This is a genomic window from Leisingera sp. M527 (genome assembly GCF_025141525.1).
In the GTDB taxonomy this organism is placed as follows: domain Bacteria; phylum Pseudomonadota; class Alphaproteobacteria; order Rhodobacterales; family Rhodobacteraceae; genus Leisingera.
This window is the reverse complement of sequence record NZ_CP081037.1, coordinates 2686572-2712391: the sequence shown is the minus strand read 5'-3', so window position 1 is coordinate 2712391 and position 25820 is coordinate 2686572. Positions and strand designations below refer to the sequence as shown.

Here is a 25820-nt window from a genome sequence, read left to right as displayed (position 1 = left end):
GGGCGCCCCAGCGGCGCCCTTTTTTGATCTGGGGCAACGTTCTGCACTGCCCGCCCGCGTATAGCTGCAAACAAGACTGATCTAAGGCAGGAGAGATCCCGATGGGCTGGCTTGAATTCACCGCCGCGCTGATGCTGTTTCTGGCCAGCCATGCGATCCCCGTACGCCCACCGGTACGGCCCTGGCTGGTGGGCCGCCTGGGCCTGCGCGGCTACATCATCGCCTACAGCCTGCTGTCGCTGGCAATTCTGGCCTGGCTGATCGTGGCGGCGGCACGGGCGCCTTATGTCGGCGTGCTGCCCTATTGGGACATCTTCCGCTGGGCGCCGCTTCTGCTGATGCCGCTGGCCTGCCTGCTGGCCGTTGCGGGCATGATGCGGCAAAACCCGTTCAGCTTTGGCGGGCTGGGCCTGCGGGCATTTGATCCGGCTGATCCCGGCATTCTGGGTGTCAGCCGCCACCCTTTGCTTGCGGCCATGGCGCTCTGGGCCGGGGCGCATCTGCTGGCCAATGGCGATCTGGCGCATGTGATCCTGTTTGGCCTGTTTGCGGGCTTTGCCTGGGCCGGCATGGTGATCATCGACCGGCGCACACGGCGCCGGATGGGGCAGGGCGAATGGACCCGCCTCAGCCGCAACACCGCGCGGCTGAATCTGGCCCGCCTGCGCCCCTCTGCGGCTGAAGCCGGGCTGGCGGGTGCGGTTTTCCTGGCCCTGCTGATCCTGCACGCCCCGGTCATCGGCTATCACCCGTTGCCGTGGTAGGGGTTGACCCCGCCCGCCGCATCACCACCTATGAACTGAGACGACACTGGAGAGAACGACCGATGCACCTGGCCTTTGTGATGACCCAAGAACGCGGTGCCACCGACCGCCTGCTGAGTGAGCTGGCTGAGAAATTGCAGGCCAAGGGCATCCGCCTGGCAGGCATCGCGCAGACCAATGTTGAATGCTACGACAAGGAACTGTGCGACATGGATGTGCGGGTTTTGCCCGGCGGCGAAACCATCCGCATTTCGCAATCCCTGGGTGCAGGTGCCCGCGGTTGCCGCCTCAACCCCGAAGCGCTGGAACAGGCAGTCGGGCAGGTCTCTGCCACGTTGCAATCGGACCCGGCGCCGCAACTGATGATCGTCAATAAATTCGGCAAGCACGAGGCCGACGGGCGCGGCATGCGGTCTGTCATCGGCGAGGCGCTGGCCCTTGGTATTCCGGTGATTTCCGGCGTCAACAAGATGAACGTGGAGCCGTTCCAGGCCTTTGCCGACGGTATGGCCGTGGAGGCGGGGCCGGATCTGGACGCTCTGGTTGCCTGGGCGGAACAGGCCGTTGCTGAAACCGCCTGATTGGCGCATTCCCATTTTAAATCAAACGGAAAGCCCGCGAAGCTCAAGCGGGTTTTTTGCTGCTCGGGACAGCACAGCGGCGGCGCGCAGACCGTCCGGCCTGCAGCTGGGCCACCATCGTCTGGTCTGAATAGAAGAGAAGATGGTGGGCGACCCTGGAATCGAACCAGGCGTGCGTCTCCGCGAGGGAGTTACAGTCCCCTGCCACACCTTGCGGCCTGTCGCCCACTGTCAGTTGCATGTTGCACCTGATGTGGAGGCGTGATTACAAGCAGGCCAAAGGGGCGTCAACCGGAAAAACGCAAGTTTTCAGCACGCCTTGAAAATTCTTTCTGCCGGAGAGCAAAATGACCAAGAAGCCCAAATGGGTCGTCGCAAAAGAACAGTCCAAAAAGGCCGCCTCGGCAGAAACCGTATGGCTGTTCGGGCTGCATGCGGTGCGCGATGCGCTGATGAATCCTCAGCGCGAAAAACTGCGCCTGATGGTGACCATGAACGCTGAAGTGAAACTGGCGGACGCCATCGCAGCCTCGGGCGTCGAGGCCGAGGTGATCGACCCGCGCAAGTTCAACCCTCCGATTGACCCGCAGTCGGTGCATCAGGGCGCCGCTCTGGAAGTGAAGCCCTTGAACTGGGGCGGGCTGGCCGACAACTGCATCGGCCGCGAGGCGCCGCGGGTGCTGCTGCTGGACCGGGTGACGGATCCGCATAACGTCGGCGCCATCCTGCGCTCGGCCGAGGTGCTGGGCGCCAGTGCGGTAATCGGCACCCGCCACCATTCCGCACCGGAAACCGGGGCGCTGGCCAAGACCGCCAGCGGCGCGCTGGAACGCCAGCCCTATCTGCGGATGCGCAACCTGTCCGACACCATCACCGAGCTGCAAAACATGGGCTTTGTCGTGCTGGGCCTGGACGGCGAGGCGGAGAACACCATCGAGACCGCACTGGACGGCAAAAAGCACCTGCCGGTGGCACTGGTTCTGGGCGCCGAAGGGCCTGGCCTGCGCCAGAAAACCAAGGAAACGGTCGACGGGCTGGTCAAGATTGACGCCGCGGGCGGTTTTGGCTCGCTCAATGTTTCCAACGCAGCGGCCATTGCGCTTTACGCCTCTATCGCCCGGTAGGGCCGCAGCGCCGGCTGTCACGGGCTGATCACATCTGCGTATGCTGTCTTTGCAAGAGCAGGGCGGTGCGGCAGAGTCGAAAGTCTGTTGCAAGAAGTGAATGGAGTGCAATGTGGCCTTGCGTCTGGTCCTGATGGCCATTGCGGTGATGTTTGTGTCCCTGCCGGATATGGTGCGGGCAGATGCTGCTGTTTTCTCCTCCCGCGCGGGCGTTGCTATCGGGGGGTATGATGCGGTTGCGTTTTTCGAACATGGCACGGCAGAACCCGGACGGCGCGGCCATGCAGTGATGTGGAAAGGCGTTGTCTGGCGGTTTGCATCAGCCCGCAATCAGGCGCAGTTCGAGGCCAACCCGCGGGCCTATGCGCCAGCCTTTGGCGGCTACTGCGCCTATGCGATGTCGCAGGGGCGGCTTCATGATGGAAACCCGCAGATCTGGGCCATTGTGGACGGCGAATTGTTTCTTCTGAACAACCGCGGGGTCCACCATCTGTGGCAGGCGGACACGGTGCAGATGATTGCGGATGGCCGCGCGCATTGGCCCGCGGTTCTAAGGAAATAACCTGTCACCTCACGATTGCGAGAGGTGCTCTTTTATTTTCCAGACTGTGGCCCATATTCAATAGGGACTGCGGAGTGGAACCACCGCAGATCTTTTTCACTGTCCCTCGTTCCATACCTAGCGCCCGGTTCGTCCGGGCGCTTTTTTGTTCACCCGGCAGCGAATCCGCCTTTGCGAGAGCGGGCGCCGCAGCTAGTGTGCGCGGCATGACAGAATACAGCGACGAGCATCTGAAGACGATCCTGCAGCGGACCAAAACTGTGGCGGTGGTCGGCGTGTCGATGAACCCGGTGCGCCCCAGTTATTACGTGGCGCGCTATCTGGGTCTCAAGGGATACCGGGTGATTCCGGTGAATCCCGGCCATGCAGGCAAGATGCTGTTTGGCGAAACAGTGCGGGCCAGCCTTTCTGATATAGACGCCCCGGTGGACATGGTCGATATCTTCCGCCGCTCAGAGGCGGTGCCGCCCATTGCGGACGAGGCGCTGGAGGCGTTTCCTGACCTTCAGACCATCTGGATGCAGATCGGGGTGGAGCATGCCGAAGCCGCCGCAAAGGCCGAAGCACGCGGTGTCACGGTGATCCAGAACCGCTGTCCCAAGATCGAATACCAGCGCCTGTTCGGAGAGTTGCGTTTCGGCGGTTTCGCCACCGGAATCATATCCTCGAAGCTTTGAGGCGGCGGCGGGGCGGAGGCGCTCCCGCCCGTTCCGGCCGTCCTTTGGACGGCCTCCACGGTTGGGCGTAGCGCCGCTGCGCGGCGCAAGAAGAAAGGGCTGAGAAGCCCTTAAGGTGCAGGTGTGCCCTTCAGGGCCTTTCTGATTGTACTTTTCTTTCGCGCGTCAAGGGCAAGCCGCGCTGCCGCGCGGAGGCTGCGCCTCCCTTGACCCGCCTCCAAAAGGGGCCGTCCGAGTCCGGGATCAGCCCTTGGGGCGGCTGGCCTTCTCGGTGATACCGCTCAGGCCCTGGCGTTCCGCCAGCACCTGCAGCACATCGTCCAGCGCCACGTCACGGGCGGCTAGCATCACCAGGAAATGATAGAGCACATCGGCGCCTTCCGAGGCGAGCTTGCCGCTGTCGCCCTTCACCGCTTCGATGATGGCCTCAATGGCTTCCTCGCCAAATTTCTCGGCGCATTTCTCCGGACCTTTGGCGAGCAGCCTGGCGGTCCAGCTGGCCTCCGGATCTGAGCCTTTGCGGGACAGGATGGTGGTTTCGAGATCGTGCAGCAGGCTCATCACATGCCCCTCAGTTCAGCCGCATCGGGATGCCGGCGGCGGCCATGTGGTTCTTGGCTTCCTGGATGGTGTATTCCCCGAAGTGAAAGATCGACGCCGCCAGCACCGCGCTTGCGCCGCCCTTGGTCACGCCTTCCACCAGGTGGTCCAGGTTGCCGACGCCGCCCGAGGCAATCACCGGCACGTCCACCGCATCGGAAATTGCCCGCGTCAGCGGCAGGTTAAAACCCGATTTGGTGCCGTCCCGGTCCATTGAGGTCAGCAGGATCTCCCCGGCGCCCTTTGCCACCACCGTGCGCGCGAACTCTACCGCGTCGATGCCGGTTTCCTTGCGCCCGCCATGGGTGAAAATCTCCCAGCGGCAAGGCTCCACCGTCTTGGCGTCGATGGCGCAGACGATGCATTGGCTGCCGAACTGATCCGCGGCCTCGGCAATCACATCCGGGTTGGCCACGGCAGCCGAGTTGAACGAGACCTTGTCAGCCCCGGCCAGCAAGAGCGCACGCACATCATCCTTGGTCCGCACCCCGCCGCCCACGGTCAGCGGCACAAAGCACTGCTCGGCGGTGCGGCGCACCACATCGAACATGGTGCCGCGGTTCTCATGGGTGGCGTGAATGTCGAGAAAGCAGATCTCATCCGCGCCGGCCGCATCATAGGCCTTGGCCGATTCCACCGGGTCGCCCGCATCGCGCAGGCCGACAAAATTGACACCCTTGACCACGCGCCCGTCGGCGACGTCGAGACAGGGAATGATACGGGTCTTCAGCATGGATCGGGCCTTTCGGACTGCTTGGCCCGTGGGTACGCAATGGACGCTGGAATCGCAACAGATATGGCGGTGGATGCGCGTTTTGGTCCGGGAGGGCGGCGGTTTCGGGGACCGGTTACCCGTTTTTTACGCAGCCTGTAAGCCGCTTCTGTCGCGGTAAGAATGACGAAAGCTGGCATCAGGGTCGAGACCAGGTAGATGAAGCCAAAAAACATTATGAATGACGCGTATTGTGCCGCCGCATTGGGAATGTGGTAGCAGCGCGCGGCGCTGTGTTTGATACCTCCTGAACAGCCGCCATATGTAAAGGTGATCCAAGCGCAGCAATAGGCGATCAAAAGCACAACAATCCAAGCGCCGCAGTATCCGGTCCAGCGGTTTGCAAACGGTGGGAACGTGGCATTGCTGGGCGCCCTAAGGACTATGTCGCGCATTGCAAGAATGAAACCGATCAGGAGAGGAAGGGTAGCAACCGTGAAGTGTGCGACCACCGTGAAGTTTTCGGCATCCATGGAATAAGCTTTCTTTCAAATTGGTTTTAAGTAATTTCTCGGCACTACCGTGCCGGCCATCCGGTCGAAGAAACCAATTCTCCGGGCTGCTTTTGAGTTAGTGCTTCAAATTGACTGGTGCTGCAATCACACGTTGCGGCTTGTGCGGCCGCAGACTGGCAGCAAAGAACTGCCGATGCCGAAGACGTGAATTGCCAGCCAGGGCCTGTTGCCTTGTTTTCATCCCATCACAGCACAGTTTCGGAGCAGCCGTTATGACAAAATCTCTTATCCTTGCCGGAGCCATCGCCCTCATGTCCGCATTGCCCGCCGCCGCCGAATTGATGAAATTACCCAGCCAGAAACCCGTGGCTGAGACCATGGATGCGCTGCAGGCCGCGGTTGAGGGCGCAGGCGCCACCGTTTTTGCCCGCGTCGACCATGCTGCAGGCGCGCAGAAGGCAGATCTGGAGCTTGGGGCCGCGCAGCTGTTGATCTTCGGCAACCCCAAGCTGGGCACCCCGGCAATGCAGGCGGACCCGCGCGCTGGGCTCTATCTGCCGCTCAAGGTGCTGGCCTATGAGGATGCGGACGGCCAGGTCTGGCTGACCTATGAGGACCCGGCAGAGATGCTCTCTACCCTCGATATCCCTGCGGATGCCGGCTTCATCGCCAAGATGCAGGGCGCCCTGGGCAAGCTGACGGCTGCCGCCGCGCAGTAAGCCAAGGAGCCGGACCGGCCGCCCCGTGCCTTATTGGCGCGGGCGGGACCGGTGGCGGTCAATCGCAACAGCAATCGCCCAAAGAAACCCGGCCCCCATTGAGACCGGGCCGAAGATAAGCGGCCCCCATGCGGCAAGGATGCCCATGGAATAGGCGGTCTCGCTCAGGTCGCGGCCCAGCACCACGCAAGGGTTGGCAAACCCTTCGTTGATTTCGCAGCCAAAACCGAACCCCAGCAGCATTACAAAGGCAATGCACAGCAGCCACAAGGCAATGGGTCCCAGCGCCAGAATGGCAAGGATGCGGCGGATCAGGCGCATTTGGCCTCCCGGTTCTGTTGACGCGTCAGGCTTTCAGAACCGCCAGCGCCTCTTTCAGATCAATCGCCCCATCATACAGTGCGCGGCCCGAAATGGCACCGTTCAGCGGCGCACCGCAGGACTTCAGCGCCCTGAGGTCGTCCAGCGAGGAGACGCCGCCCGAAGCAATCACCGGAATGCTGACCGCATTTGCCAGATCGGCGGTGGCCTCGACATTCGGTCCTTTCATCGCTCCATCGCGCAGGATGTCAGTATAGATGATGGCGGCAACGCCTGCGTCCTCGAACGATTTGGCCAGATCGGTGACCATCACGTCGGTCTCCTCGGCCCAGCCTTTGGTGGCAACGCGGCCGTTTCGGGCGTCAATGCCGACCGCAACCTTGCCGGGGAACTCCCGCGCCGCCTCGCGCACCAGCTCCGGGTTCTCTACCGCAACGGTGCCCAGAATGACCCGCGCCAGGCCCTTGTCGATCCAGCGCGCGATGGTGGCCATGTCGCGGATGCCGCCGCCCAGCTGTGCCGGCACTTTGGTCTGCTTCAGGATTTCCTCGACCGGGGCGGCATTGACCGGCTCACCGGCAAAGGCGCCATTAAGGTCCACCAGATGCAGCCACTCGCAACCCGCCGCGACAAACTCCAGCGCCTGGGCGGCGGGGTTGTCGTTGAACACGGTGGTCTTGTCCATCTCGCCATGCAGCAGGCGCACGGCCTGGCCGTCTTTGAGGTCAATCGCGGGGTAGAGGATCATCCGGGCGGTCCTTCGTGAAATCAAGCTGGCGGTGTTTTGCACAAGCCCGGCCTGAATTGCAACGCGACCCGAAGTCAACCTTGCCAGAAGCGGCGCATCAGGGACAGGCTGCCTGAAAAACAGGGAGGACATGGAATGAAACATCTATTGGCAGGCTTGGCCGTTGCAATAGGGCTGGCGGGCGCTGCGGCGGCGGACCCGGTTCTGGGCGTCTGGAAGACGCAAGCGGATGACGGCTCTTATGCGTATATCCAGATGGATAAATGCGGCGCTGCCGTCTGCGGCAAGATTGCCCGCACCTTCAACAGCGAGGGCGAGTACAAATCCCCGAATATCGGCAAGACGCTGGTGATCGACATGGTTCCGAACGGCGATGGCTCTTATGCGGGCAAAGTCTGGCGGCCCTCCAATGATAAGATCTACATCGGCAAGATGGACATGTCCGGGGACAGCCTTGCCCTGCGCGGCTGTGTGGCGGGCGGGCTGATCTGCTCAAAACAGCGCTGGACCCGGATCAAGTAAGCCGCTGACGGGCTGTCTTTACAGCAGCCCCAGCTGCACCGGGATCGGCGCATAACCGCGCTTCATCTGCCGGTCCCGGAAGCGTTCAAAAATCGCCATCGCCTCACCTTGGGCGGCGAAATATGTCCGCTTCTGCACCCCGCCCGGCGCATTCAGCGGTCCCGAGATACGCTCAACACACCAGTCGCCGAACAGCGTCGGAGTCAGGCTCAGCTGGCAATAGCGGTGCTTGCCTTCGGTGTGGTCGTATTTCTCGAAACGGATGTGCAATGGGGGACCTGAAGCGCGAAAAAAGGTCCGCCCCGTATGCATGGAAGCGGACCCTTTGTCCATTGCCGGACGCAGCCGATTTTACGGGCTGGTGCAGGCGTTACACCTCACCAGTGTATTCGCCGCGCGCCGGATAGTTGTTGGGGATCGCAAAATCCAGCGCCGCCACCAGTTCCGCGAAATGCGGGCGCACAAACGGCATGGTCTGCACCGCGCCGTAATACAGCGTCTGTTCCGGCGTCACCAGGAACAGGCCGGGCTCCGAGAACAGCGCGGGCTCCTCAATCCCGATTGAGGTCTTGCCGCGCGAGGTGGAGATATACAGCCCCCAGTCCTTGGCCACGGACAGCGGCAGATCGTAACCGAACCGCAGATCCTTAGCCTCGATCTTGTCGGCCATGGCGCGGGTGCGCTCCTCACCGTCCGAGCTGATGGCAATGCAATCAACACCGCGCTCAGCGAAGGCTGAGACCTTCTTTTCGAACTCCTTCAGATAAGTGGCGCAGATCGGGCAATGCAGGCCGCGGTAAAAGCAGATCACGGTGCCGCGTTCGGAGGTTTCCGCAGACAGGTCGAACGGGCCGTGGTCCAGCGTCGGCAGGGTCAGCTCCGGGGTCTTCTGGCGGGGGATCAGCATGGCATTGGTCCTTCGTGAGTAGTGGTGCGAGTGGTGGTTGATCGAGTGTATCGCGCAGGTTAATGTCTCATAAATCCGAAAAATCTGACTGGAACACCGGAATATGGATCGCCTTACCACCTTGATGGACCGCTTTCAGCTCGCCGTGCAGGCCGCCGGGCCTGGCGAGGCCAATCTGATTGCACTGGCAGATGCGGCGGGACAGCCGGTGCGGATCCTCTATCGCACGCGCGGTCCGCTGGCGGCTCCGGACCCCAGTACGATCATGTGGGCGGCGCGGGTGGATTGGTCGGGCAACAGCAACCCGTTCCTGGCGGCCCTGCCATCGGTGGTGGACTACGGCATCGGCAGCAATGCCGAAGCACAGGGGCTGGTGCGTCTGATGCGGGACGAGGCAGAGGGCCGGCATTGCGGCGCGCAATCGGTGGTCAACCGGCTGGGCGAAGTGCTGATGGTGCGCTTGTTGCGCAACCAGATCCAGAAAGGTGCGACGGAGCCGGGGCTGCTGGCCGGCCTTGCGGACCCGCGTCTCAGCCGGGCGATTGTGGCAATGCATGACCACCCCGGCAGGCTTTGGGCCAACGCCGATCTGGCGCAGGAAGCGGGCCTGTCGCTGTCCCGCTTTGCCGAGTTGTTTTCGGCAGAAGTCGGAGAAACCCCGATGGGCTATCTGCGCCGCTGGCGGCTGATCCTGGCGCATCAGGACCTCATCCGCGGCGACCGGGTCGAGGCGGTGGCGCGCCGCTACGCCTACAGCAGTCCGGAGGGCTTTACCCGCGCCTTCCGCAAGGCTTACGGCGTTGCTCCGGTGTCGCTACGCACCGTTGCGGCCTGAACGCTCCAGGCTTCTTCTTTGCTTAAGTACTCAAAGCCGAAGGCAACGGCGCGTCAGCGCCGTCCCCTTACGGTTTCCAGGTCAGGAAGTTGCCGATCATCCGCAACCCCGTCGCCTGGCTTTTCTCCGGATGGAACTGCATGCCAACCATCGTGTCCCGGCCAATGACGGCCGTGACGTCGCCGGCATAATCCACATGCGCCAGCCGTTCCGCCGGATTGGCAACGCGGAAGTGATAGGAATGCACAAAATACACATGGTCACCGGATGTGATGCCGTCAAACACCGGATGCGCATGATCGATCACCAGATCGTTCCAGCCCATATGCGGCACCTTCAGGGCAGCATCCGTGGGCGTGATCTTCACCACATCGCCGCCGACCCAGCCAAGGCCCGGCGTTTCCTGGTATTCATGCCCGGTGGTGGCCATCAGCTGCATGCCGACGCAGATGCCCAGGAACGGCCGGCCCTTCTGCTCCACCGCCTCGACCATGGCGTCATAAATGCCCTTGTGGCCGCGCAGTTCCGCCGCGCAGGCCGGAAAGGCGCCGTCGCCGGGCAGCACCAACCGGTCCGCCCGCGCCACCACATCGGCATCAGAGGTCACCACAACCTCACCCGCGTCCATCTCCCGCGCCATGCGCTGGAACGCCTTTTCGGCAGAGTGCAGATTACCAGACTCGTAATCAATGATGGCAGTCAGCATGTCACAACGCACCCTTGGTCGAGGGGATCGCATCCGCCTTGCGCGGGTCGGTCTCTACCGCCAGCCGCAGCGCGCGGGCGACTGCCTTGAACGCCGCCTCGGCGATGTGGTGGCTGTTGAACCCGTGCAGCTGGTCGATGTGCAGGGTGATGCCGCCATGGGTGCTGAGCGCCTGGAAGAACTCGCGCACCAGCTCGGTATCGAACGCGCCGATCTTCTGGGTTGGCAGCTCCACGTTCCAGATCAGGAACGGGCGCGCCGACAGGTCCAGCGCGCAGCGCACCTGGGCGTCATCCATCGGCAGGTGGCATTCGCCGTAGCGGCGGATGCCCTTCTTGTCCCCCAGCGCCTGCACCAGCGCCTGACCCAGTGCGATGCCGGTGTCTTCCACCGTATGGTGGTCGTCGATGTGGTAATCGCCCTTGGCGCGGATGGTCATGTCAATCAGCGAATGGCGCGCCAGCTGGTCCAGCATGTGGTCGAAAAAGCCGACCCCGGTCTGGTTGTCATAAAGCCCGCTGCCGTCGAGGTTGATCTCGACCGAGATATCGGTTTCTGCGGTTTTGCGGGTCACTTTGGCGGTACGCATCAGCGGCTTATCCTTCGTCATGCTGCAAGAACTTTAAGTCTGCCTGGGCGCTTATAGGGCGGGCAGGGCGGCTGGCTCAAGTGCGGCATTGTGGTCGGGGCCAACCTGTTGCAGCAATCCCGGCCTATTGCGCCCGGTTGCACCGCATGCGAGCTTGGGCGCAAATCCGTGACCATTCAAAAGGGCCGCCCATGTCCACCTGCGTCTTTGTCCAGATCCGCTGCAAACCCGGCACCACCTACAAGGTGGCCGAGGAGATTGCCCTGCGGGAAATCCACTCCGAACTCTACTCCACCAGCGGCAATTTCGACCTCATGATGAAGCTGTACATCCCCTCGGGCGAGGATGTCGGTAAGTACATCAACGACCAGCTGCTGCAGATCGACGGGATCGAACGCTCGCTGACGACGATGACTTACAAGGTGTTCTGAAACAGAAAACGCCCCGGCAGCCGGGGCGTTTTTTATTGGCTCAGGCGGCGATCAGCCCTTTGTCCTTCAGCTGGTCATAGGCCGTGTCGATGGCGGTCTTCATCCGGGCCAGCATGTCGTCCACCTCCGTCTTGGTGATAATGATCGGCGGGCACAGCGCCACCGCATTGCCCGCAACTGCCCGGATGATCAGCCCGTTTTCCTCGCAGGCCTTCTGCGCGGCGGCACCGGCCGCGCCCTTGTCAAAACTGGCGCCTGTGGTTTTGTTCGATACCAGCTCCAGCGCCGCAATCAGCCCCTTGCCGCGCACCTCGCCGACCAGCGGATGATCGGTGAAAATCTCGCGCAGCTGCGCCTGCATATAGGCGCCAACGTCGGCGGCGTGTTCAAAAAGGTTATCGCGTTCATAGATCTCCAGCGTCTTCAGCGCCGCGGCACAGGCCGCCGGGTGGCCGGAGTAGGTGTAGCCGTGGCCGAACACGCCGACCTCATTGGTCTGCGCGATCATCGCCTCATACATCCAGCCGGGGATGACCGACGCCGAGATCGGGAAGTAGGCTGAGCTGAGTTGTTTGGCGAATGTCATCAGATCGGGTTTGATGCCCATCGTAGTACAGCCGAAATCCGCACCGGTGCGCCCGAAGCCGCAAATCACCTCATCCGCCCAAACCAGGATGCCGTGTTTGCGCAGCAGCGCCTGCAGCTTCTCGTAATACCCTTCCGGCGGCACGATTACGCCCGACGCGCCGGTGATCGGCTCCACAATCATCGCGGCGATGGTGTCGGGGCCTTCCGCCAGGATCTGCTGTTCCAGATTGCCGATGATCCGGTCAACGAACTGTTCTTCAGTCTCATTGCCCTGACGGCCGGTGTAGTAATGCGGCGAATCTGAGCGCAGGATCGACAGCGCCTCCAGCGGTGCATCGAAATGCGCCAGGTTGGCGGGCAGCGAAGTCAGCGCGCCGGCCGCAACCGTCACCCCGTGATAGCCGCGCTCGCGGGTGATGATCTTGCGCTTTTCCGGCTTGCCGATGGCGTTGAAGTAATAGCGCAGCATCTTCACGTGGGTGTCATTGGCGTCCGAACCTGAGTTGCCAAAGAAGATATAGGCATCCTCCACCGGCACCATCGCGCGCAGCTTCTCGGCCAGCTGCATGATCGGCGTATGGGTCTTGCCGCCAAAAGTGTGCGAAAACGGCAGCTTGTGCAGCTGTTCGGTGATCGCATCCACCACTTCGGTGTTGCTGTAGCCCAGCGAAGTGCACCAAAGGCCCGCCAACCCTTCGATATATTTGTTGCCGTCCGTGTCGTAGACATAAATACCTTCGCCGCGCTCCAGGCACAGCTGCTCGGTCGCGGTGAAATTGGTGGTGGGATAGATGACAGGGGCCATGGCCAAACTCCTTGCGCGAAACACCCATGAACGTCCCATGGGGCCTATTGCCGATAGAATTGGCGCGTTTCACGAGTCGCGTCAAAGGAATTTGATCAAATTAAAGCAGCAAATGGTGGAAAAGCGAAAGGCCGCCCCGAAGGACGGCCTGTTCGGTTCCAAATGGAGCGGGCGAGGCGATTCGAACGCCCGACCCTAACCTTGGCAAGGTTATGCTCTACCCCTGAGCTACGCCCGCGCTGCCATTCGGTGAAGCGGTGAATAGGAAATCCGCGAGGTTGCTGCAAGCGGAAAATGACGGAACGGTAAAGAAAGTGCTGCAGGCCGAGGGGCTGTAAAACGCGAAAGGCCGCCCCGGAGGGCGGCCTTTTCGGCTGTCGAATGGAGCGGGCGAGGCGATTCGAACGCCCGACCCTAACCTTGGCAAGGTTATGCTCTACCCCTGAGCTACGCCCGCGCTGCCATTCGATGAGCCGGTGTTTAGGGCGTTCCCAAACGGGCCGCAAGAGGAAATTTGAAGAGTTGCGCAGGTATCTGTGGATAAGCGTTAATCTTCATTTTCCAGAAATGCCCTGAGCCGGATTCGCAAGGCATCCTGATCCTTGGTTTCGCATTCCCAGACGGTCAGCACCTGCCAGCCCGCGGCCTGCAGCGCGGCCAGTTGCTCCGCGTCGCGCAGCGTGTTGCGCAGCAGTTTGGGTTCCCAATAGTCGCGGCGGCTGGCGGGAATGCGCCCGTCGCGGCAGCTGTGCAAATGCCAGAAACAGCCATGCACAAAGATCACTTTGCGGCGCGGGCCGAACACCAGATCGGGTTTGCCGGGCAGGTCCTTGCGGTGCAGCCGGTAGCGAAAGCCAAGCCCGTGCACCATTCGCCGCACCAGCATCTCCGGCTTGGTGTGCTTGGCGCGGATCTTTGCCATATTGGCACTGCGCCGCTCGGGTGTCAGGGTGTCGGCCATTCCACGTGATGCCTGGATTGTTCCACCATGCGGGCATGGTAGCTGCTTTCAATCCGGCAGGAAACAAAAGCACTGGCCGGGCAGGGCGGCAGCTCCAGCGCCTTGATCAGCTGGGCATCTTTCTGACCCTCCAGCAGCACGATCTGCTCGCGCGCCAAAATATCGCGGGTGCCGTGGCCGCCATCAGCCCGGATCCGGCGCATGAAGTCCTTCTGCTGCGCCACCGCCTCCACCACGTCGCGCGGAATCGGGCGCCCTTGGATCAGCCGGAACAGCTGCGCCATCCGTTCATTGCCGGTGGCGCCCGTAAAGATCCTGTCTACCGCGGCTTCATCGGCGGTGCGCCAGAAATTGGCGGGGTAAGGCTGATCCTTCAGCAGCCACAGGATATGGCGGAAGCCTTCCGCCGAAATGCTGCGCTTGGCGTCTTTGTTCTGACCAGCTGTCAGGTATTCACGCCGGGCGATGATCAGCCCCAGATAGCAGCGCGCCCGCACCTCATCCGCCGCGACCAGCAGGCAGGCGCAATCCAGCGCCTCGGTCGGGATCATCCAATTGCTTCCCATGGTGTGTTTGATATCGACATCCCGGCCCAGGATCTCGGTATCCAGCCGCCCCTTGCGCAAGCGCAGCAGCGCCCGCAGCTCGATCTCGACCCTTGTGCCGATATAGGTCTTCTCGGTCTTCTCCAGCTCTTCATAGGCGCGCCGCCCGGTCTTGGGCGTCATGATCACATCGTCAATGCACTGGCGCAGCATCTGCGGCACGTCGTGTTCCAGCGCCAAAGGGCCGCCGGCGCGGGTGGTAATCTCCTCCGCCAATTCGCAAAGGACAGCGAAATCCGGATGGCCGGGAAGAACAAGACTGCCGGGAAGCTTCTGTTTCATTTCGCGTTCCGCCCGGACGATAGGCCGAGCAGCGCCCGACCCTCCCCACGGGAAGGCGCTTCGCACCCGCCCAGGGCCGGGCGCTGCCCATGGCTCTGGAATGACGGGAGGGCTTTAGGCCCGCACAGCATGCAGTTTCGGCTTGGCAATGGCCGCCCTCAGCTCCCGCGCAACAGCTTCGGCCACCGGCGGCGGAAAGGCGTTGCCGACCTGGCGGTAGGCATTGGTTTTGGCGCCAGTGAAATGCCACGCGTCCGGGAAACCCTGAATACGCGCCACCATCCGCACTGTGAGGCGCGGCATGTCGTTGTGGAACGGGTCCGGCGCCTCATAGGCGATGGTGCGCCCCTCAACCCCCAAGGCAGCCCAGGCGCGCCGCGCGCGTGTCGGACCCAGATCCGGCCCGCCGTGTTTCTTGGAGCCGCCGACAATGGTGGGGGCAATCTCATCCGCTTTGGCGGCCCAATCCTCGGCGCCGCGCCAGCCGCGTTCCTTCATCAGGTCGACAAGGGTCGCACCCACGGTCGGCGGGTTGTGCGGCAGCGGCTCAGGCCAGTTGAACTGGCTTGAAAACTCTTTGCGCAAGGCAACAATCGCCACCCGCGGCCGCAGCTGCGGCACGCCGTAGTCCGAGGCATTCAGCAGCCGCCAGTCGGTCACATACCCCAGTTTCGACAGCTGCTTCTTCAGCTTTTCGCGGTAGTCATGGAACACCGCATCCAGAAATCCGCGCACATTTTCGATCATCACCGCGCGGGGGCGGGTGGCATCGACAATCTCGATCGCGTCGTCAAACAGGTTGCGCTCGTCCTTTTCGCCCAGCTGCTTGCCCGCAACTGAAAACGGCGGGCAGGGCAGACCGCCAGCCAGCAGGTCGATGCCTTTATAGTCGCCCGCCACATCCTTGAATTTGCGCACGTCCTCTTCCAGCACATTCCAGGCGGGGCGGTTGTGGCGCAGGGTGGCGCAGCAATGCTTGTCGATCTCAACCAGCGCCGTGTGATCAAAGCCCGCTGCCTCCAGCCCCAAGGCCTGGCCGCCCGCGCCTGCGCATAGTTCTACCGATGTCAGCATTCTGCCTGCCTGTGTGTTCGTGTTCTTGCTCTGTTCCTATGCGCAAAGGTGATTCCGCACAAGGGTTTCTGCTTGGGGCAGGGTACGCGCAAATCGCCAAAAGCGAAAGGCCGCCCCGAAGGACGGCCTGTTCGTTTCCCGATGGAGCGGGCGAGGCGATTCGAACGCCCGACCCTAACCTTGGCAAGGTTATGCTCTACCCCTGAGCTACGCCCGCGCTGCCATCCGGTGAGCGGTGATTTAGGGCGTCGCCGTCCGCGCTGCAAGAGGAAAACCCGCGGCGGATGAAAAAAATCTGCACCCGCCGCGACGGAAGCGGCCAGGCTGTGCGTTTCACTCACAAACAAGCGGAACTTTTCAGGAGGGATTGGATCATGCTTTGGAAGGACTGCCTGCGGATCACTGGCCTGGGTGCGGCAATTGCCTTGGGTTTGCTTGCGCACGGCGTGCAGCACCACAGCACACCGCAAGCGGACAGCTGGGCCGGCCAGATTGATGGGATAAAGCCAGTGCAGGTTGAAACCGTAACCTTGCCGGACCCTGAAGCATTCAACGCCTGACATTGAGGCAAACCGTTTCCCGGCGCGGGAAACGGCCAAAAATCCTGCGAGGATTTTCGGGCGATCCCAGTTGCGGACCGCCCCGGTTTTCCGGGCTGGAAAGCTGGCCGGAATTTCCGCGGAATTCCGCATTGGCCGCGCAATAGAAAAAGGGCGCCCCTCCAACCGAAAGGGCGCCCCTTGTTTCTTGTGCCAGCTGAGAAGTTTACTCCAGCTCGACCAGAAGGTCCTTGGCGTCGATCTGGGTGCCGGCCTGGACGTGCACGGCCTTGACCACCGCGTCGCGTTCGGCGTGGATGCCGGTTTCCATCTTCATCGCCTCAATCGTCAGCAGCATGTCGCCCTCGTGGACCTGCTGGCCGACCTGCACCGCGACCGATGCGACAACCCCCGGCATTGGCGCGCCGACGTGGTTTGCATTGCCAACTTCGGCCTTGGCGCGCTGTTCGGTCGAGGCTTTGACCAGACGGTTCGGCACCCGGATCACCCGGGGCTGGCCGTTCAGTTCAAAGAAGACCTTCACTTCGCCCTTCACGTCGGTTTCGGAAATCGCCTGCAAGCGGATCTCCAAGGTCTTGCCCGGATCGATCTCGGCGGTGATCTCCTCGCCTGGCTCCATGCCATAAAAGAACGTGCGGGTCGGCAGGCTGCGCACCGGACCGTACTGGCGGTGGCGGCCCATGTAGTCCAGGAACACCTTGGGATACATCAGGTAGCCGTTCAGATCCTCGTCATCGACGGTGAAGCCTTCCAGCTCCTTCGACAGCTCGGCGCGGACCGCCTCCAGATCGACCGCGTCCAGATGTGCGCCGGGGCGCTCGACATTGGGCGCGTCGCCTTTCAGCACCTTGGAGACGATGCCCGCAGGGAAGCCGCCCGGAGGCTGGCCCAGGTTGCCGCGCATCATGTCCACGACCGAGTCGGGGAAGGCCACGTCTGTCTCCGGGTCTTCAACCTCATCGCGGGTCAGGCCCTGGCTGACCATCATCAGCGCCATGTCGCCAACCACCTTGGAGGAGGGCGTCACCTTCACGATGTCGCCGAACATCTGGTTCACGTCAGCATAGGTCTGCGCCACATCAGCCCATTTTTCCTCCAGACCCAAGGAACGCGCCTGTGCCTTCAGGTTGGTGAACTGGCCACCCGGCATCTCGTGCAGGTACACTTCCGAGGCCGGCGCCGCGAGGCCGCTTTCAAAGGCCGCATACTGCGCCCGCACCTGCTCCCAGTAACCCGAGATTTCGCGGATCTTGGCGATGTCCAGCCCGGTATCGCGGTCGGTGTTGCGCAGGCCTTCGACGATGGAACCGAGGCAGGGCTGCGAGGTGCCGCCGGAAAACGCGTCCATGGCCGCGTCCACTGCATCAACTCCCGCATCGGCAGCAGCCAGAATGGTGGCGCCGGCAATGCCCGAGGTGTCATGGGTGTGGAAGTGGACCGGCAGGCCGACCTCTTCCTTCAGCGCCTTCACCAGCTGGCGGGCCGCGGCGGGTTTCAACAGGCCTGCCATGTCTTTCAGGCCCAGAACATGGGCGCCTGCGGCTTCCAGTTCCTTGGCCATGCCGACATAATACTTCAGGTCGTATTTGGCGCGGTTCGGGTCCAGGATATCGCCGGTATAGCAGATGGTGCCTTCGCAGACCTTGCCGCTCTCGACCACTGCATCCATGGCGACGCGCATGTTTTCAACCCAGTTCAAGCTGTCGAAGACGCGGAACACATCGACGCCGGTCTTTGCAGCCTGGCGCACGAATTCCTGCACCACATTGTCCGGATAGTTGGTGTAGCCGACGCCGTTGGAGGCGCGCAGCAGCATCTGGGTCATCACGTTCGGCATCCGCTCGCGCAGGTCGCGCAGGCGCTGCCAGGGGCATTCCTGGAGGAAGCGGTAGGCCACATCAAACGTCGCACCGCCCCAGCATTCAACCGAGAACAGCTGGCTGAGGTTCTGCGCATAGGCCGGCGCCACCTTGATCATATCGATCGAGCGCATCCGGGTTGCCAGCAGCGACTGATGCCCGTCGCGCATGGTGGTGTCGGTCAGCAGCAGCTGGCGCTGTGCCTTCATCCAGTCGGCAACGGCCTGGGCGCCTTTCTGCTCCAGCAGGTTGCGGGTGCCATAGGGCTGGTTGCCCGGCTCCGCATGCGGTGCGCGCGGCTCTTTCAGGTCGGCAGCGGGGGCGGCGCGGCCTTCGGTCTCCGGGTGGCCGTTCACCGAGATGTCGGCAATATACGTCAGCACCTTGGTGCCGCGGTCGCGGCGGCGCTTGAACTGAAACAGCTCCGGCGTCTCGTCGATGAACTTGGTGGTATAGGTGTTGTCGAGGAAGGTCGGGTGCTTCAGCAGGTTCTCGACAAAGGCGATATTGGTGGAAACACCGCGGACCCGGAATTCGCGCAGCGCGCGGTCCATGCGGGCAATCGCTTTTTCCGGTGTCTGCGCCGAGGCGGTGACCTTGGTCAAGAGTGAGTCATAATAGCGGGTGATCACGCCGCCCGCATAGGCGGTGCCGCCATCCAGACGGATGCCCATGCCGGTTGCCGACCGGTAGGCGGTGATGCGGCCATAGTCGGGGATGAAGTTGTTCAGCGGATCCTCGGTGGTCACCCGGGTCTGCAGCGCGTGGCCGTTCAGGCGGATATCATCCTGGCTGGCTTTGCCGGTGGCCTCGGCCAGGGTTTTGCCTTCGGCGATCAGGATCTGCGCCTGCACGATGTCGATGCCGGTGACTTCCTCGGTGACGGTGTGTTCCACCTGCACCCGCGGGTTCACCTCGATGAAATAGAACTTGCCGTCATTCATATCCATCAGGAATTCGACGGTGCCGGCGCATTCATAATTCACATGCTGGCAGATCTTGCGGCCCAGATCGCAGATCTCGGTGCGTTGCTCATCGGTCAGATAGGGGGCAGGGGCGCGCTCAACCACTTTCTGGTTGCGGCGCTGCACCGAACAGTCGCGTTCAAACAGGTGATAGATCTCACCATGTTTGTCGCCCAGGATCTGCACCTCGACGTGGCGGGCGCGAATGATCATCTTTTCCAGATAACCCTCGCCGTTGCCGAATGCGGCTTCCGCCTCGCGGCGGCCTTCCAGCACTTTCTCTTCCAGCTCATCCTCGCTGTGGATCGGCCGCATGCCGCGGCCGCCGCCGCCCCAGGAGGCTTTCAGCATCAAGGGATATCCGACCTCAGCCGCTTCCTTGCGGATCGCGTCCATGTCGTTGCCCAGCACCTCGGTGGCAGGAATGACCGGCACGCCGGCCTCAACCGCGACACGGCGGGCACTGGCCTTGTCACCCAGCGCGCGCATGGTTTCGGCCTTGGGGCCGATGAAGGTGATGCCGTTGCGCGCACAGGCGTCGACGAAATCCGGGTTCTCGGACAGCAGGCCGTATCCGGGGTGGATCGCATCGGCGCCGCATTCCTTGGCGACACGGATGATTTCGTCAATCGACAGATAGGCCGCAACCGGGCCCATGCCCTCGCCGATCCGGTAGGCTTCATCCGCCTTGAACCGGTGCAGGCCGAGCTTGTCTTCCTCGGCATAGACGGCGACGGTGCGTTTGCCCATTTCGTTGGCGGCGCGCATCACGCGGATGGCGATCTCACCACGGTTGGCAATCAGGATCTTTTTGAAGTCGGTCATTTCACCCTCGGGGTCCGTGCAAGTTGGTGCAGTGTTAGGCGGATACTATCAATCCGCACAACCGTAGTTCTGGGTATTTCCGGCATGATTGCGCTCTCAAGCGGCCTGTTTTGTCATTCCTTGTCTGCTGCTTGCCGACCGCACGGGCCAAACGGGGGTTTGGGGGCATGGCGCTAACAGTTGCAGATTCTGCCGGAATTCCGCACTTGCAGCATGATTTTGTAACTATTTTTCTGCACCGCAGCGGATGAAGGGAGCGGAAACTGCGTCATTTCGGCGCAATTCCCCGGATTTTGCCCGAATTGCGCCAAATCTGCGTGCAATCAGTCCAGTTCACGCTGCTGCAGGTTGCGGATTTCACCAAGACCGGGCAGGCCAAGCTGGCTCATATTTGCCTGCATGTCCTTGGCCAGCATATCAATCAGATGGGCCGGGCCGACGGCGCCAAGCGCGGCCAGCGCATAATGGAAGGCGCGGCCCAGCATGATAAAATCCGCCCCCAGCGCCAGCGCCCGCAGGATATCCAGCCCGCCTTCGATACCGCTGTCAAAGATCAATGGCAGCTCCACCGCGGCGCGGATTTCCGGCAGCAGATCAATGGCAGCAGGGCAGCCGTCGAACTGGCGGCCGCCGTGGTTGGAAATCCAGACCGCATCGGCGCCTGCCTCCTGCAGCCGCACAGCATCTTCGGCGCGCAGCACCCCCTTGATGACAAAGGGCCCGTCCCAGTTGCGGCGCAGCCAATGCACATAATCCCAATCCGGCGAGGTGCGCAGCAAGTAGCCGATATGGGCGGTGGGCGGCAGGTTGGCCTGCGGCGCGGAGATGTATTTGTCCAGCGTGCGCATCCGCGGCATGCCCCGCCCTTCAAGACGCCTGCGCGCCATTCCCAGCGCCCAGGCCGGGCGCCGCGCGATCTGCGCCATCAGGCGCGGTGTCAGTTTCGGCGGCTGGGTCAGGCCGGAGCGGGTCTGCCGTTCGCGGCGCGAGGCGGCGGGCACATCCACCGTCAGAACCAGGGTCTTGAACCCGGCATCCCGCGCCCGCGCCAGCAGATCGCTGCGGATCGCCTCGTCCTTGGGCGGGTACAGCTGGAACCAGCCGTCCCCGGCCAGATGCGGCGCCAGATCCTCGGGCGATTGGCTGGCAACAGTGGAAAGGCAATAGGGAATACCGGCGGCAGCGGCGCTGCGGGCCAGGATGCCCTCGGCGTCAGGCCAGATCAGGCCGGACATGCCCACCGGAGCAATCCCGAAAGGCAGCGCATAGGCGCTGCCCAGAAACGGGGTGGAAAGGTCCGGCTCCATCGGCCCATGCAGCACCGAGGGCATAAATCCCACCCGGTCCAGGCCTGTCCGGTTCCGGGCCCGCGCCGCCTCAGCCCCGGTGCCGCTGTCCAGGTAGTCCCAGACAAACCGGGGCAGCCGCCGCTTGGCGCGGCGCTTCAGGTCTTCAAGGCCGGGGTATCGCTGATGCAGGTCCATGCGGGCATTGGTACGTGCCGCCGCGGATTCCGCAAGTAAAAGCCCGGCAGCATAGGCGCTGCCGGGGCAGGGCAGTGCCTATGCTGCCGCGTCCTTATCCTTGTCCTGTGTGCTGCCGGTTTCTGGCTGGGCGGACGGATTGCGGGGCGCCGGCGCTGCGCTTGCGGCAACACAGACCTGATTGCGCCCCTTTGCCTTGGCGTCATACAGCGCGTCATCCGAGGCCCGCAGCAGGTCCTGCGGCATGGTGCCATGGGCCGGATAATGCGCCACTCCCAGCGATATGGTGATCCGCGGCAGCGCCTTTTCGCCATAGCGCACCACCACGTCCTCCACGCCTTGGCGCAGCAGCTCGGCCTTGGTCATCACGTCTTCCTGGCTCAGGCCGGGCAGGATCAGGGTGAATTCTTCGCCGCCGGGGCGGCAGGCCACCTCGTCGCCGTCGCAGGCCTGCTCCAGCACCGACCCCACCGCGCGCAGCACCATATCGCCGGCGTCATGGCCATGGTTGTCGTTGAATTTCTTGAAGTGATCCACGTCGATCGACACAATGCTCAGCCGCTTTCCGCTGCTTTGGCTGGCGTTGATGCTTTTGCGCAAGGTCTCCGTCATATGGCGGCGGTTGAACAGCCCGGTGAGCGGATCGCGCACCGACTGGTCGTGCAGCTGGTCGCGCATCCGCACATTGGCAATCGCCATCGAGATCTGCTCGGCGCACATCTGGGCCATTTTCTTGCTGCTGATGAACTCCGGGCACTCGTCCTTGATTGCCTGCAGATGCATCAGGCCGACAGTTTCGCCATGGGCCAGGATCGGGAAGCAGTAATAGCTGCGGCCATCGTGCGGCTCGGCATGCTCGCAGACGAAATCAATCTCCGAGGAGCCGAATTCATAGGTCCGGCCCCGGCGCAGGCCCCAGCATTCCTCGGGGTGGATGTGCTCCCTGTGGCTGCCGCCGTTCCAGCTGGCGCAGCCGTCCAGCACGTCGCGCGAGTTGGAGTAGACATAAACACTGCCCTCAGCTGTCGGCAGGATATGGGTCATAAAGCGGGCGACCATATCAAACAGCTCATCCAGGGAGCGGCTGGATTGCAGCCATTCGTTCAGCTCTCCCAGCAGCTGCACCTCGCGCGCCAGCCGCAGCTGCTCATCCAGAATGCTGCGCTCGGTTTCATTGCGCTGGCGCAGCTGGTTCATGCTGACCCGGTTGGTCTTGAACACCACATAGACCGCAATGGTCATCGCCAGCAGTGCAACCGAGGTCAGCACGATCAGCGACAGCTGTGCGCGGCGGATGAAGGTCTGCCGCAGGTCGGTGATGTCGGTGTAAAAGTCGATGGCGCCATCAAAATGGCCATTGTGCATCAAAGGCACATAAATCTGTGCAACTTCCCGCGTGATGCTGCTGTCAAAACCGCTGGACTGCAGCGGAAACCCGTCGACCTCATACGCGGGCAGCGGGTCATGCATGTAATAGACCTCGCCGCGGGCCACCTGGGTGCTGAAAAAGGCATTGGACTCATACTCGCCGATTTCATCGCTGCGGGTGGACCAGAAAATCTCCCCCTCGCTGGTCAGCAGCCGGAACCGGAACACATCGGTCTCCTCGGGAAGCAATGAAAGGTTGCGGGCATCGCCAGGCAGAATCTGCCCCTTTTCAAAGGCTTCCTCGACATTGGTCATATGCAGAACAACCCGGCGCTGCCAATGTCCTGATTGCTTGCGTAAATCGTTTTCGATCATCCGGTCCACGATGGGGGCGGGCACTGCAATTACGGCCCATGCCGAAGCCGCCGCCGCCGCGATCAGGACAAGGATCAGCGACATGCTGCGGATCTTTTCAGCAAGGCTGGATCTCAATTTATTTTTCATATTCCGGTGCCAAAAGTAGTTTGTATTTATGCGGCTGTGCGCCTCTGCGAGGGTAGGCGGGATTGATTGCGGTACCGTTAACCTGACATAAGCGTTAAAGAATTTTTCTGCGGCGGCATCCTTGGGCGGGGCTTGACGGCGGGTCTGGCCGGGGCGGTAATTCACCCGTGAACAGAGTGTGAACGTCCTCTTTCCGCCGCGGCTGAATCAGGCTAGGATCACCCGCATGAGCAGTTTTGACGAAATGGACGCCTTTGAGGGCGCATCATTGTCGGCCCGTGCCATGCAGGCGCGGCCGATGCCCTATCTGGACAGCCTTAACCCGGCGCAGCGCGAGGCGGTGGAGTGCCTGGATGGCCCCGTGCTGATGCTGGCGGGGGCCGGCACCGGCAAAACCAAGGCGCTGACGACGCGGATTGTGCATCTTCTCAGCACCGGCCGGGTGCGCCCGAACGAAATCCTGTCGGTGACTTTCACCAACAAGGCCGCGCGCGAGATGAAGGAACGGGTGAGCGGTATGCTGGGTCAGGCGGTCGAAGGCATGCCCTGGCTTGGCACCTTCCATTCGGTCTGCGTTAAACTGCTGCGCCGCCATGCCGAACTGGCGGGCCTGAAGTCGAATTTCACTATTCTGGATACCGACGACCAGATCCGGCTTTTGAAACAGCTGATCAAGGCGGAAGGCATCGACGACAAGCGCTGGCCCGCGCGGATGCTGGCAAATATCATCGACGACTGGAAAAACCGGGCGCTGACACCGGACAAAGTGCCGGCCGGCGATGCCAGCGCCTATAACAACCGCGGCACCGAATTTTACGCCCAGTACCAGACCCGCCTGCGCGAGCTGAACGCGGTCGATTTCGGTGATCTGCTGCTGCACATGGTGACGATCTTCCAGAACCACCCGGACGTGCTGGAGCAGTACCAGCGCTGGTTCCGCTACATCATGGTGGACGAATACCAGGATACCAACGTCGCCCAGTACCTGTGGCTGCGGCTGCTGGCGGGCAGGCACAAGAACGTCTGCTGCGTTGGTGACGATGACCAGTCGATCTATGGCTGGCGCGGCGCTGAGGTCGGCAACATCCTGCGGTTTGAAAAGGATTTCCCCGGCGCCATGGTGGTGCGGCTGGAACAGAACTACCGCTCCACCGGGCATATCCTGGCCGCCGCTTCAAACGTGATCCGCGGCAATCAGGGCCGCCTGGGCAAAGAGCTGTGGACGGCTGCCGGCGACGGCGAAAAGCTCCGCCTGATCGGCCATTGGGATGGCGAGGAAGAAGCCCGTTGGATCGGTGAAGAGATCGAGGCGCAGCAGCGCGGCACCCGCGGCCAGTCGCCCATTGGCCTCAACAGCATGGCCATTCTGGTGCGCGCCTCGCACCAGATGCGCGCGTTCGAGGACCGGTTTCTGACCATCGGCCTGCCATACCGCGTCATCGGCGGCCCGCGCTTTTACGAGCGGCTCGAAATCCGCGATGCGATGGCTTATTTCCGCGTCGTGGTTTCCCCCGACGACGACCTCGCGTTTGAACGCATCGTCAATACGCCGAAACGCGGCCTGGGCGACAAGGCGCAGCAGACCATTCAGGGGCTTGCCCGTGAAAACGGTGTGTCCTTGGTTGAGGGGGCGCGGCTGGCGGTTGAAGGCGGTCATATCAAGGGCAAAGGCGGCGGCGCCCTGCGCCAGCTGGTCGAGGGCATCATCCGCTGGGGCCGGATGGCCGGCGACGCCGGCATCACCCATATGGAGCTGGCTGAAATCATCCTGGATGAGTCGGGCTACACCGCCATGTGGCAGAACGACAAGAACCCGGATTCGCCCGGCCGTCTGGAAAACCTCAAGGAACTGGTGAAGGCGCTGGAGAACTTCGAGAACCTGCAGGGCTTCCTCGAACACGTCAGCCTGGTGATGGACAATGATAAGCAGGATGCCGACGAAAAGGTGTCGATCATGACCCTGCACGCCGCCAAGGGCCTGGAGTTCCCCGCCGTGTTCTTGCCGGGCTGGGAGGATGGCCTGTTCCCCTCGCAGCGCTCGATGGATGAAAGCGGCCAGAAGGGGCTCGAGGAAGAACGCAGGCTGGCCTATGTCGGCATCACACGGGCCGAGCAGATCTGCACCATCTCCTTTGCCGGCAACCGCCGGGTGTTCGGTCAATGGCAATCGCAGCTGCCCTCGCGCTTCATTGACGAGCTGCCCGAAGAACATGTTGAGGTGCTGACCCCGCCGGGTCTTTATGGCGGCGGCTATGGTGCGGCAGCACCGGGTGGTACTATGGGCGGGTCCATGGGCGGCGGGCAGGTGCGCTCCACCATCGAAGAGAAAATGGCCCAGGCCGATGGCTACAACTCCCCCGGCTGGAAGCGGATGCAAGCGCGGGCAGGCGAGCGCGGGATGTCGCAGCCCAAGGAAAGCAAGCATCAGGTGATCGACCTCACTGCGACGTCCAGCTTCACTCTGGGCGAACGTGTGTTCCATCAAAAGTTCGGCTATGGCGCCATCACCGGTATCGAGGGCGACAAGCTGGAAGTGGACTTTGAGAAGGCCGGCACCAAGAAAGTTGTTGCCCGGTTTGTTTCCGCTACCGACGACGTGCCGTTCTGACGGCTCCCATTACGCCGGT

At 62.4% G+C, this 25820-nt stretch carries 27 protein-coding genes and 4 tRNA genes; 11 read left to right on the top strand and 20 right to left on the bottom strand.

Features of this window, described 5'->3' with window-relative positions:
• The first annotated feature begins 101 nt into the window (after positions 1 to 101).
• Entirely contained in the window at positions 102 to 764 is a 663-nt protein-coding gene (locus tag K3555_RS13545; protein WP_260005641.1) for an NnrU family protein, read from the top strand.
• Positions 765 to 826: 62 nt separating this feature from the next.
• Positions 827 to 1345 carry a DUF2478 domain-containing protein gene (locus K3555_RS13540; protein ID WP_260005640.1) on the top strand — a complete coding sequence of 173 codons (519 nt, stop codon included), beginning with the start codon at positions 827 to 829 and terminating at the stop codon, positions 1343 to 1345.
• A 143-nt stretch (positions 1346 to 1488) separates the two neighbouring features.
• Here the strand turns inward: K3555_RS13540 and K3555_RS13535 are convergent.
• Positions 1489 to 1572: transfer RNA gene (locus K3555_RS13535), tRNA-Tyr, on the bottom strand.
• A gap of 120 nt (positions 1573 to 1692) precedes the next feature.
• On the opposite strand from K3555_RS13535, the gene rlmB reads away from it, so the two are divergent.
• The 3 genes from rlmB (at position 1693) to K3555_RS13520 (ending at position 3708) form a co-directional block, all read left to right on the top strand.
• A complete protein-coding gene (rlmB, locus tag K3555_RS13530; protein ID WP_260005639.1) occupies positions 1693 to 2469 on the top strand; it encodes a 23S rRNA (guanosine(2251)-2'-O)-methyltransferase RlmB in 777 nt (258 codons plus the stop codon).
• Positions 2470 to 2581: 112 nt separating this feature from the next.
• Positions 2582 to 3031 (top strand): YHS domain-containing (seleno)protein, encoded by a 450-nt coding sequence (locus K3555_RS13525; protein ID WP_260005638.1) that lies wholly within the window; start codon positions 2582 to 2584, stop codon positions 3029 to 3031.
• Between the two features lie 206 nt (positions 3032 to 3237).
• Entirely contained in the window at positions 3238 to 3708 is a 471-nt protein-coding gene (locus tag K3555_RS13520; protein WP_259985979.1) for a CoA-binding protein, read from the top strand.
• 243 nt (positions 3709 to 3951) lie between these two features.
• On the opposite strand, the gene K3555_RS13515 is transcribed toward K3555_RS13520, so the two are convergent.
• From K3555_RS13515 to K3555_RS13505, 3 genes are read right to left on the bottom strand one after another with little or no spacing between them, the layout of a single operon-like run.
• Complete coding sequence (locus tag K3555_RS13515; RefSeq protein ID WP_259985977.1) at positions 3952 to 4269, bottom strand: phosphoribosyl-ATP diphosphatase; 318 nt, start codon at positions 4267 to 4269, stop codon at positions 3952 to 3954.
• Between the two features lie 10 nt (positions 4270 to 4279).
• Positions 4280 to 5041 (bottom strand): imidazole glycerol phosphate synthase subunit HisF, encoded by a 762-nt coding sequence (hisF, locus tag K3555_RS13510; RefSeq protein WP_260005637.1) that lies wholly within the window; start codon positions 5039 to 5041, stop codon positions 4280 to 4282.
• The gene (locus tag K3555_RS13505; RefSeq protein WP_260005636.1) at positions 5035 to 5553 is read right to left on the bottom strand and encodes a hypothetical protein; all 519 of its coding nucleotides are present in this window, start codon (positions 5551 to 5553) and stop codon (positions 5035 to 5037) included. Before K3555_RS13505 ends, hisF begins: the two co-directional genes overlap by 7 nt.
• A gap of 254 nt (positions 5554 to 5807) precedes the next feature.
• Here K3555_RS13505 and K3555_RS13500 point away from each other — a divergent pair, with 254 nt between their 5' ends.
• Positions 5808 to 6254, top strand: coding sequence for a DUF302 domain-containing protein (locus K3555_RS13500; protein WP_260005635.1), 447 nt, complete (start codon positions 5808 to 5810; stop codon positions 6252 to 6254).
• A gap of 30 nt (positions 6255 to 6284) precedes the next feature.
• Here K3555_RS13500 and K3555_RS13495 read toward each other — a convergent pair whose 3' ends face one another.
• On the bottom strand, positions 6285 to 6575 hold the full coding sequence (locus tag K3555_RS13495) for a hypothetical protein (protein ID WP_259985961.1): 291 nt from the start codon (positions 6573 to 6575) through the stop codon (positions 6285 to 6287).
• 25 nt (positions 6576 to 6600) lie between these two features.
• The gene (hisA, locus tag K3555_RS13490) at positions 6601 to 7323 is read right to left on the bottom strand and encodes a 1-(5-phosphoribosyl)-5-[(5-phosphoribosylamino)methylideneamino]imidazole-4-carboxamide isomerase (RefSeq protein ID WP_260005634.1); all 723 of its coding nucleotides are present in this window, start codon (positions 7321 to 7323) and stop codon (positions 6601 to 6603) included.
• A gap of 135 nt (positions 7324 to 7458) precedes the next feature.
• Here hisA and K3555_RS13485 point away from each other — a divergent pair, with 135 nt between their 5' ends.
• A complete protein-coding gene (locus tag K3555_RS13485) occupies positions 7459 to 7845 on the top strand; it encodes a DUF2147 domain-containing protein (RefSeq protein WP_260005633.1) in 387 nt (128 codons plus the stop codon).
• 18 nt (positions 7846 to 7863) lie between these two features.
• Here K3555_RS13485 and K3555_RS13480 read toward each other — a convergent pair whose 3' ends face one another.
• Together K3555_RS13480 and K3555_RS13475 are read right to left on the bottom strand one after the other, a co-directional pair.
• Entirely contained in the window at positions 7864 to 8115 is a 252-nt protein-coding gene (locus K3555_RS13480; protein WP_259985955.1) for a WGR domain-containing protein, read from the bottom strand.
• A 100-nt stretch (positions 8116 to 8215) separates the two neighbouring features.
• A complete protein-coding gene (locus K3555_RS13475) occupies positions 8216 to 8752 on the bottom strand; it encodes a peroxiredoxin-like family protein (protein WP_260005631.1) in 537 nt (178 codons plus the stop codon).
• A 103-nt stretch (positions 8753 to 8855) separates the two neighbouring features.
• Between K3555_RS13475 and K3555_RS13470 the strand changes: the two genes are divergently transcribed.
• Positions 8856 to 9587 carry an AraC family transcriptional regulator gene (locus K3555_RS13470; protein WP_260005630.1) on the top strand — a complete coding sequence of 244 codons (732 nt, stop codon included), beginning with the start codon at positions 8856 to 8858 and terminating at the stop codon, positions 9585 to 9587.
• Between the two features lie 67 nt (positions 9588 to 9654).
• On the opposite strand, the gene hisH is transcribed toward K3555_RS13470, so the two are convergent.
• On the bottom strand, positions 9655 to 10293 hold the full coding sequence (hisH, locus tag K3555_RS13465; protein WP_259994113.1) for an imidazole glycerol phosphate synthase subunit HisH: 639 nt from the start codon (positions 10291 to 10293) through the stop codon (positions 9655 to 9657).
• 1 nt (position 10294) lies between these two features.
• Complete coding sequence (gene hisB, locus K3555_RS13460) at positions 10295 to 10882, bottom strand: imidazoleglycerol-phosphate dehydratase HisB (protein WP_260005628.1); 588 nt, start codon at positions 10880 to 10882, stop codon at positions 10295 to 10297.
• A 191-nt stretch (positions 10883 to 11073) separates the two neighbouring features.
• Here hisB and K3555_RS13455 point away from each other — a divergent pair, with 191 nt between their 5' ends.
• The gene (locus K3555_RS13455; RefSeq protein WP_259985946.1) at positions 11074 to 11313 is read left to right on the top strand and encodes an Lrp/AsnC family transcriptional regulator; all 240 of its coding nucleotides are present in this window, start codon (positions 11074 to 11076) and stop codon (positions 11311 to 11313) included.
• Between the two features lie 40 nt (positions 11314 to 11353).
• Here K3555_RS13455 and K3555_RS13450 read toward each other — a convergent pair whose 3' ends face one another.
• The 7 genes from K3555_RS13450 to K3555_RS13420 form a co-directional block, all read right to left on the bottom strand.
• Entirely contained in the window at positions 11354 to 12706 is a 1353-nt protein-coding gene (locus K3555_RS13450; RefSeq protein WP_260005626.1) for an aminotransferase, read from the bottom strand.
• A 163-nt stretch (positions 12707 to 12869) separates the two neighbouring features.
• Positions 12870 to 12944, bottom strand: a tRNA-Gly gene (locus tag K3555_RS13445).
• A 144-nt stretch (positions 12945 to 13088) separates the two neighbouring features.
• Positions 13089 to 13163, bottom strand: a tRNA-Gly gene (locus tag K3555_RS13440).
• A gap of 90 nt (positions 13164 to 13253) precedes the next feature.
• Positions 13254 to 13667, bottom strand: coding sequence for a very short patch repair endonuclease (locus K3555_RS13435; RefSeq protein WP_260005624.1), 414 nt, complete (start codon positions 13665 to 13667; stop codon positions 13254 to 13256).
• Positions 13652 to 14554 carry a NaeI family type II restriction endonuclease gene (locus K3555_RS13430; protein WP_259994107.1) on the bottom strand — a complete coding sequence of 301 codons (903 nt, stop codon included), beginning with the start codon at positions 14552 to 14554 and terminating at the stop codon, positions 13652 to 13654. The genes K3555_RS13435 and K3555_RS13430 overlap by 16 nt, the downstream gene beginning before the upstream one ends.
• A 114-nt stretch (positions 14555 to 14668) precedes the next feature.
• Entirely contained in the window at positions 14669 to 15628 is a 960-nt protein-coding gene (locus K3555_RS13425; RefSeq protein ID WP_260005623.1) for a DNA cytosine methyltransferase, read from the bottom strand.
• 142 nt (positions 15629 to 15770) lie between these two features.
• Positions 15771 to 15845 (bottom strand) — tRNA-Gly (locus K3555_RS13420).
• Positions 15846 to 16002: 157 nt separating this feature from the next.
• Between K3555_RS13420 and K3555_RS13415 the strand changes: the two genes are divergently transcribed.
• Entirely contained in the window at positions 16003 to 16188 is a 186-nt protein-coding gene (locus K3555_RS13415) for a hypothetical protein (RefSeq protein ID WP_259994103.1), read from the top strand.
• A 205-nt stretch (positions 16189 to 16393) separates the two neighbouring features.
• Here K3555_RS13415 and K3555_RS13410 read toward each other — a convergent pair whose 3' ends face one another.
• The 3 genes from K3555_RS13410 to K3555_RS13400 all read right to left on the bottom strand — a co-directional run bounded on the left by K3555_RS13410 (position 16394) and on the right by K3555_RS13400 (position 23193).
• Positions 16394 to 19837: a pyruvate carboxylase gene (locus tag K3555_RS13410; protein WP_260005622.1), complete on the bottom strand. Its 3444-nt coding sequence runs from the start codon at positions 19835 to 19837 to the stop codon at positions 16394 to 16396.
• A 323-nt stretch (positions 19838 to 20160) separates the two neighbouring features.
• Positions 20161 to 21321, bottom strand: a complete 1161-nt coding sequence (locus K3555_RS13405) for an alpha-hydroxy acid oxidase (protein ID WP_260005621.1) — start codon at positions 21319 to 21321, stop codon at positions 20161 to 20163.
• 78 nt (positions 21322 to 21399) lie between these two features.
• Positions 21400 to 23193, bottom strand: a complete 1794-nt coding sequence (locus K3555_RS13400) for a diguanylate cyclase (protein WP_260005620.1) — start codon at positions 23191 to 23193, stop codon at positions 21400 to 21402.
• Between the two features lie 226 nt (positions 23194 to 23419).
• Between K3555_RS13400 and K3555_RS13395 the strand changes: the two genes are divergently transcribed.
• The gene (locus K3555_RS13395; RefSeq protein WP_260005616.1) at positions 23420 to 25801 is read left to right on the top strand and encodes an ATP-dependent helicase; all 2382 of its coding nucleotides are present in this window, start codon (positions 23420 to 23422) and stop codon (positions 25799 to 25801) included.
• Positions 25802 to 25820: the final 19 nt, after the last annotated feature.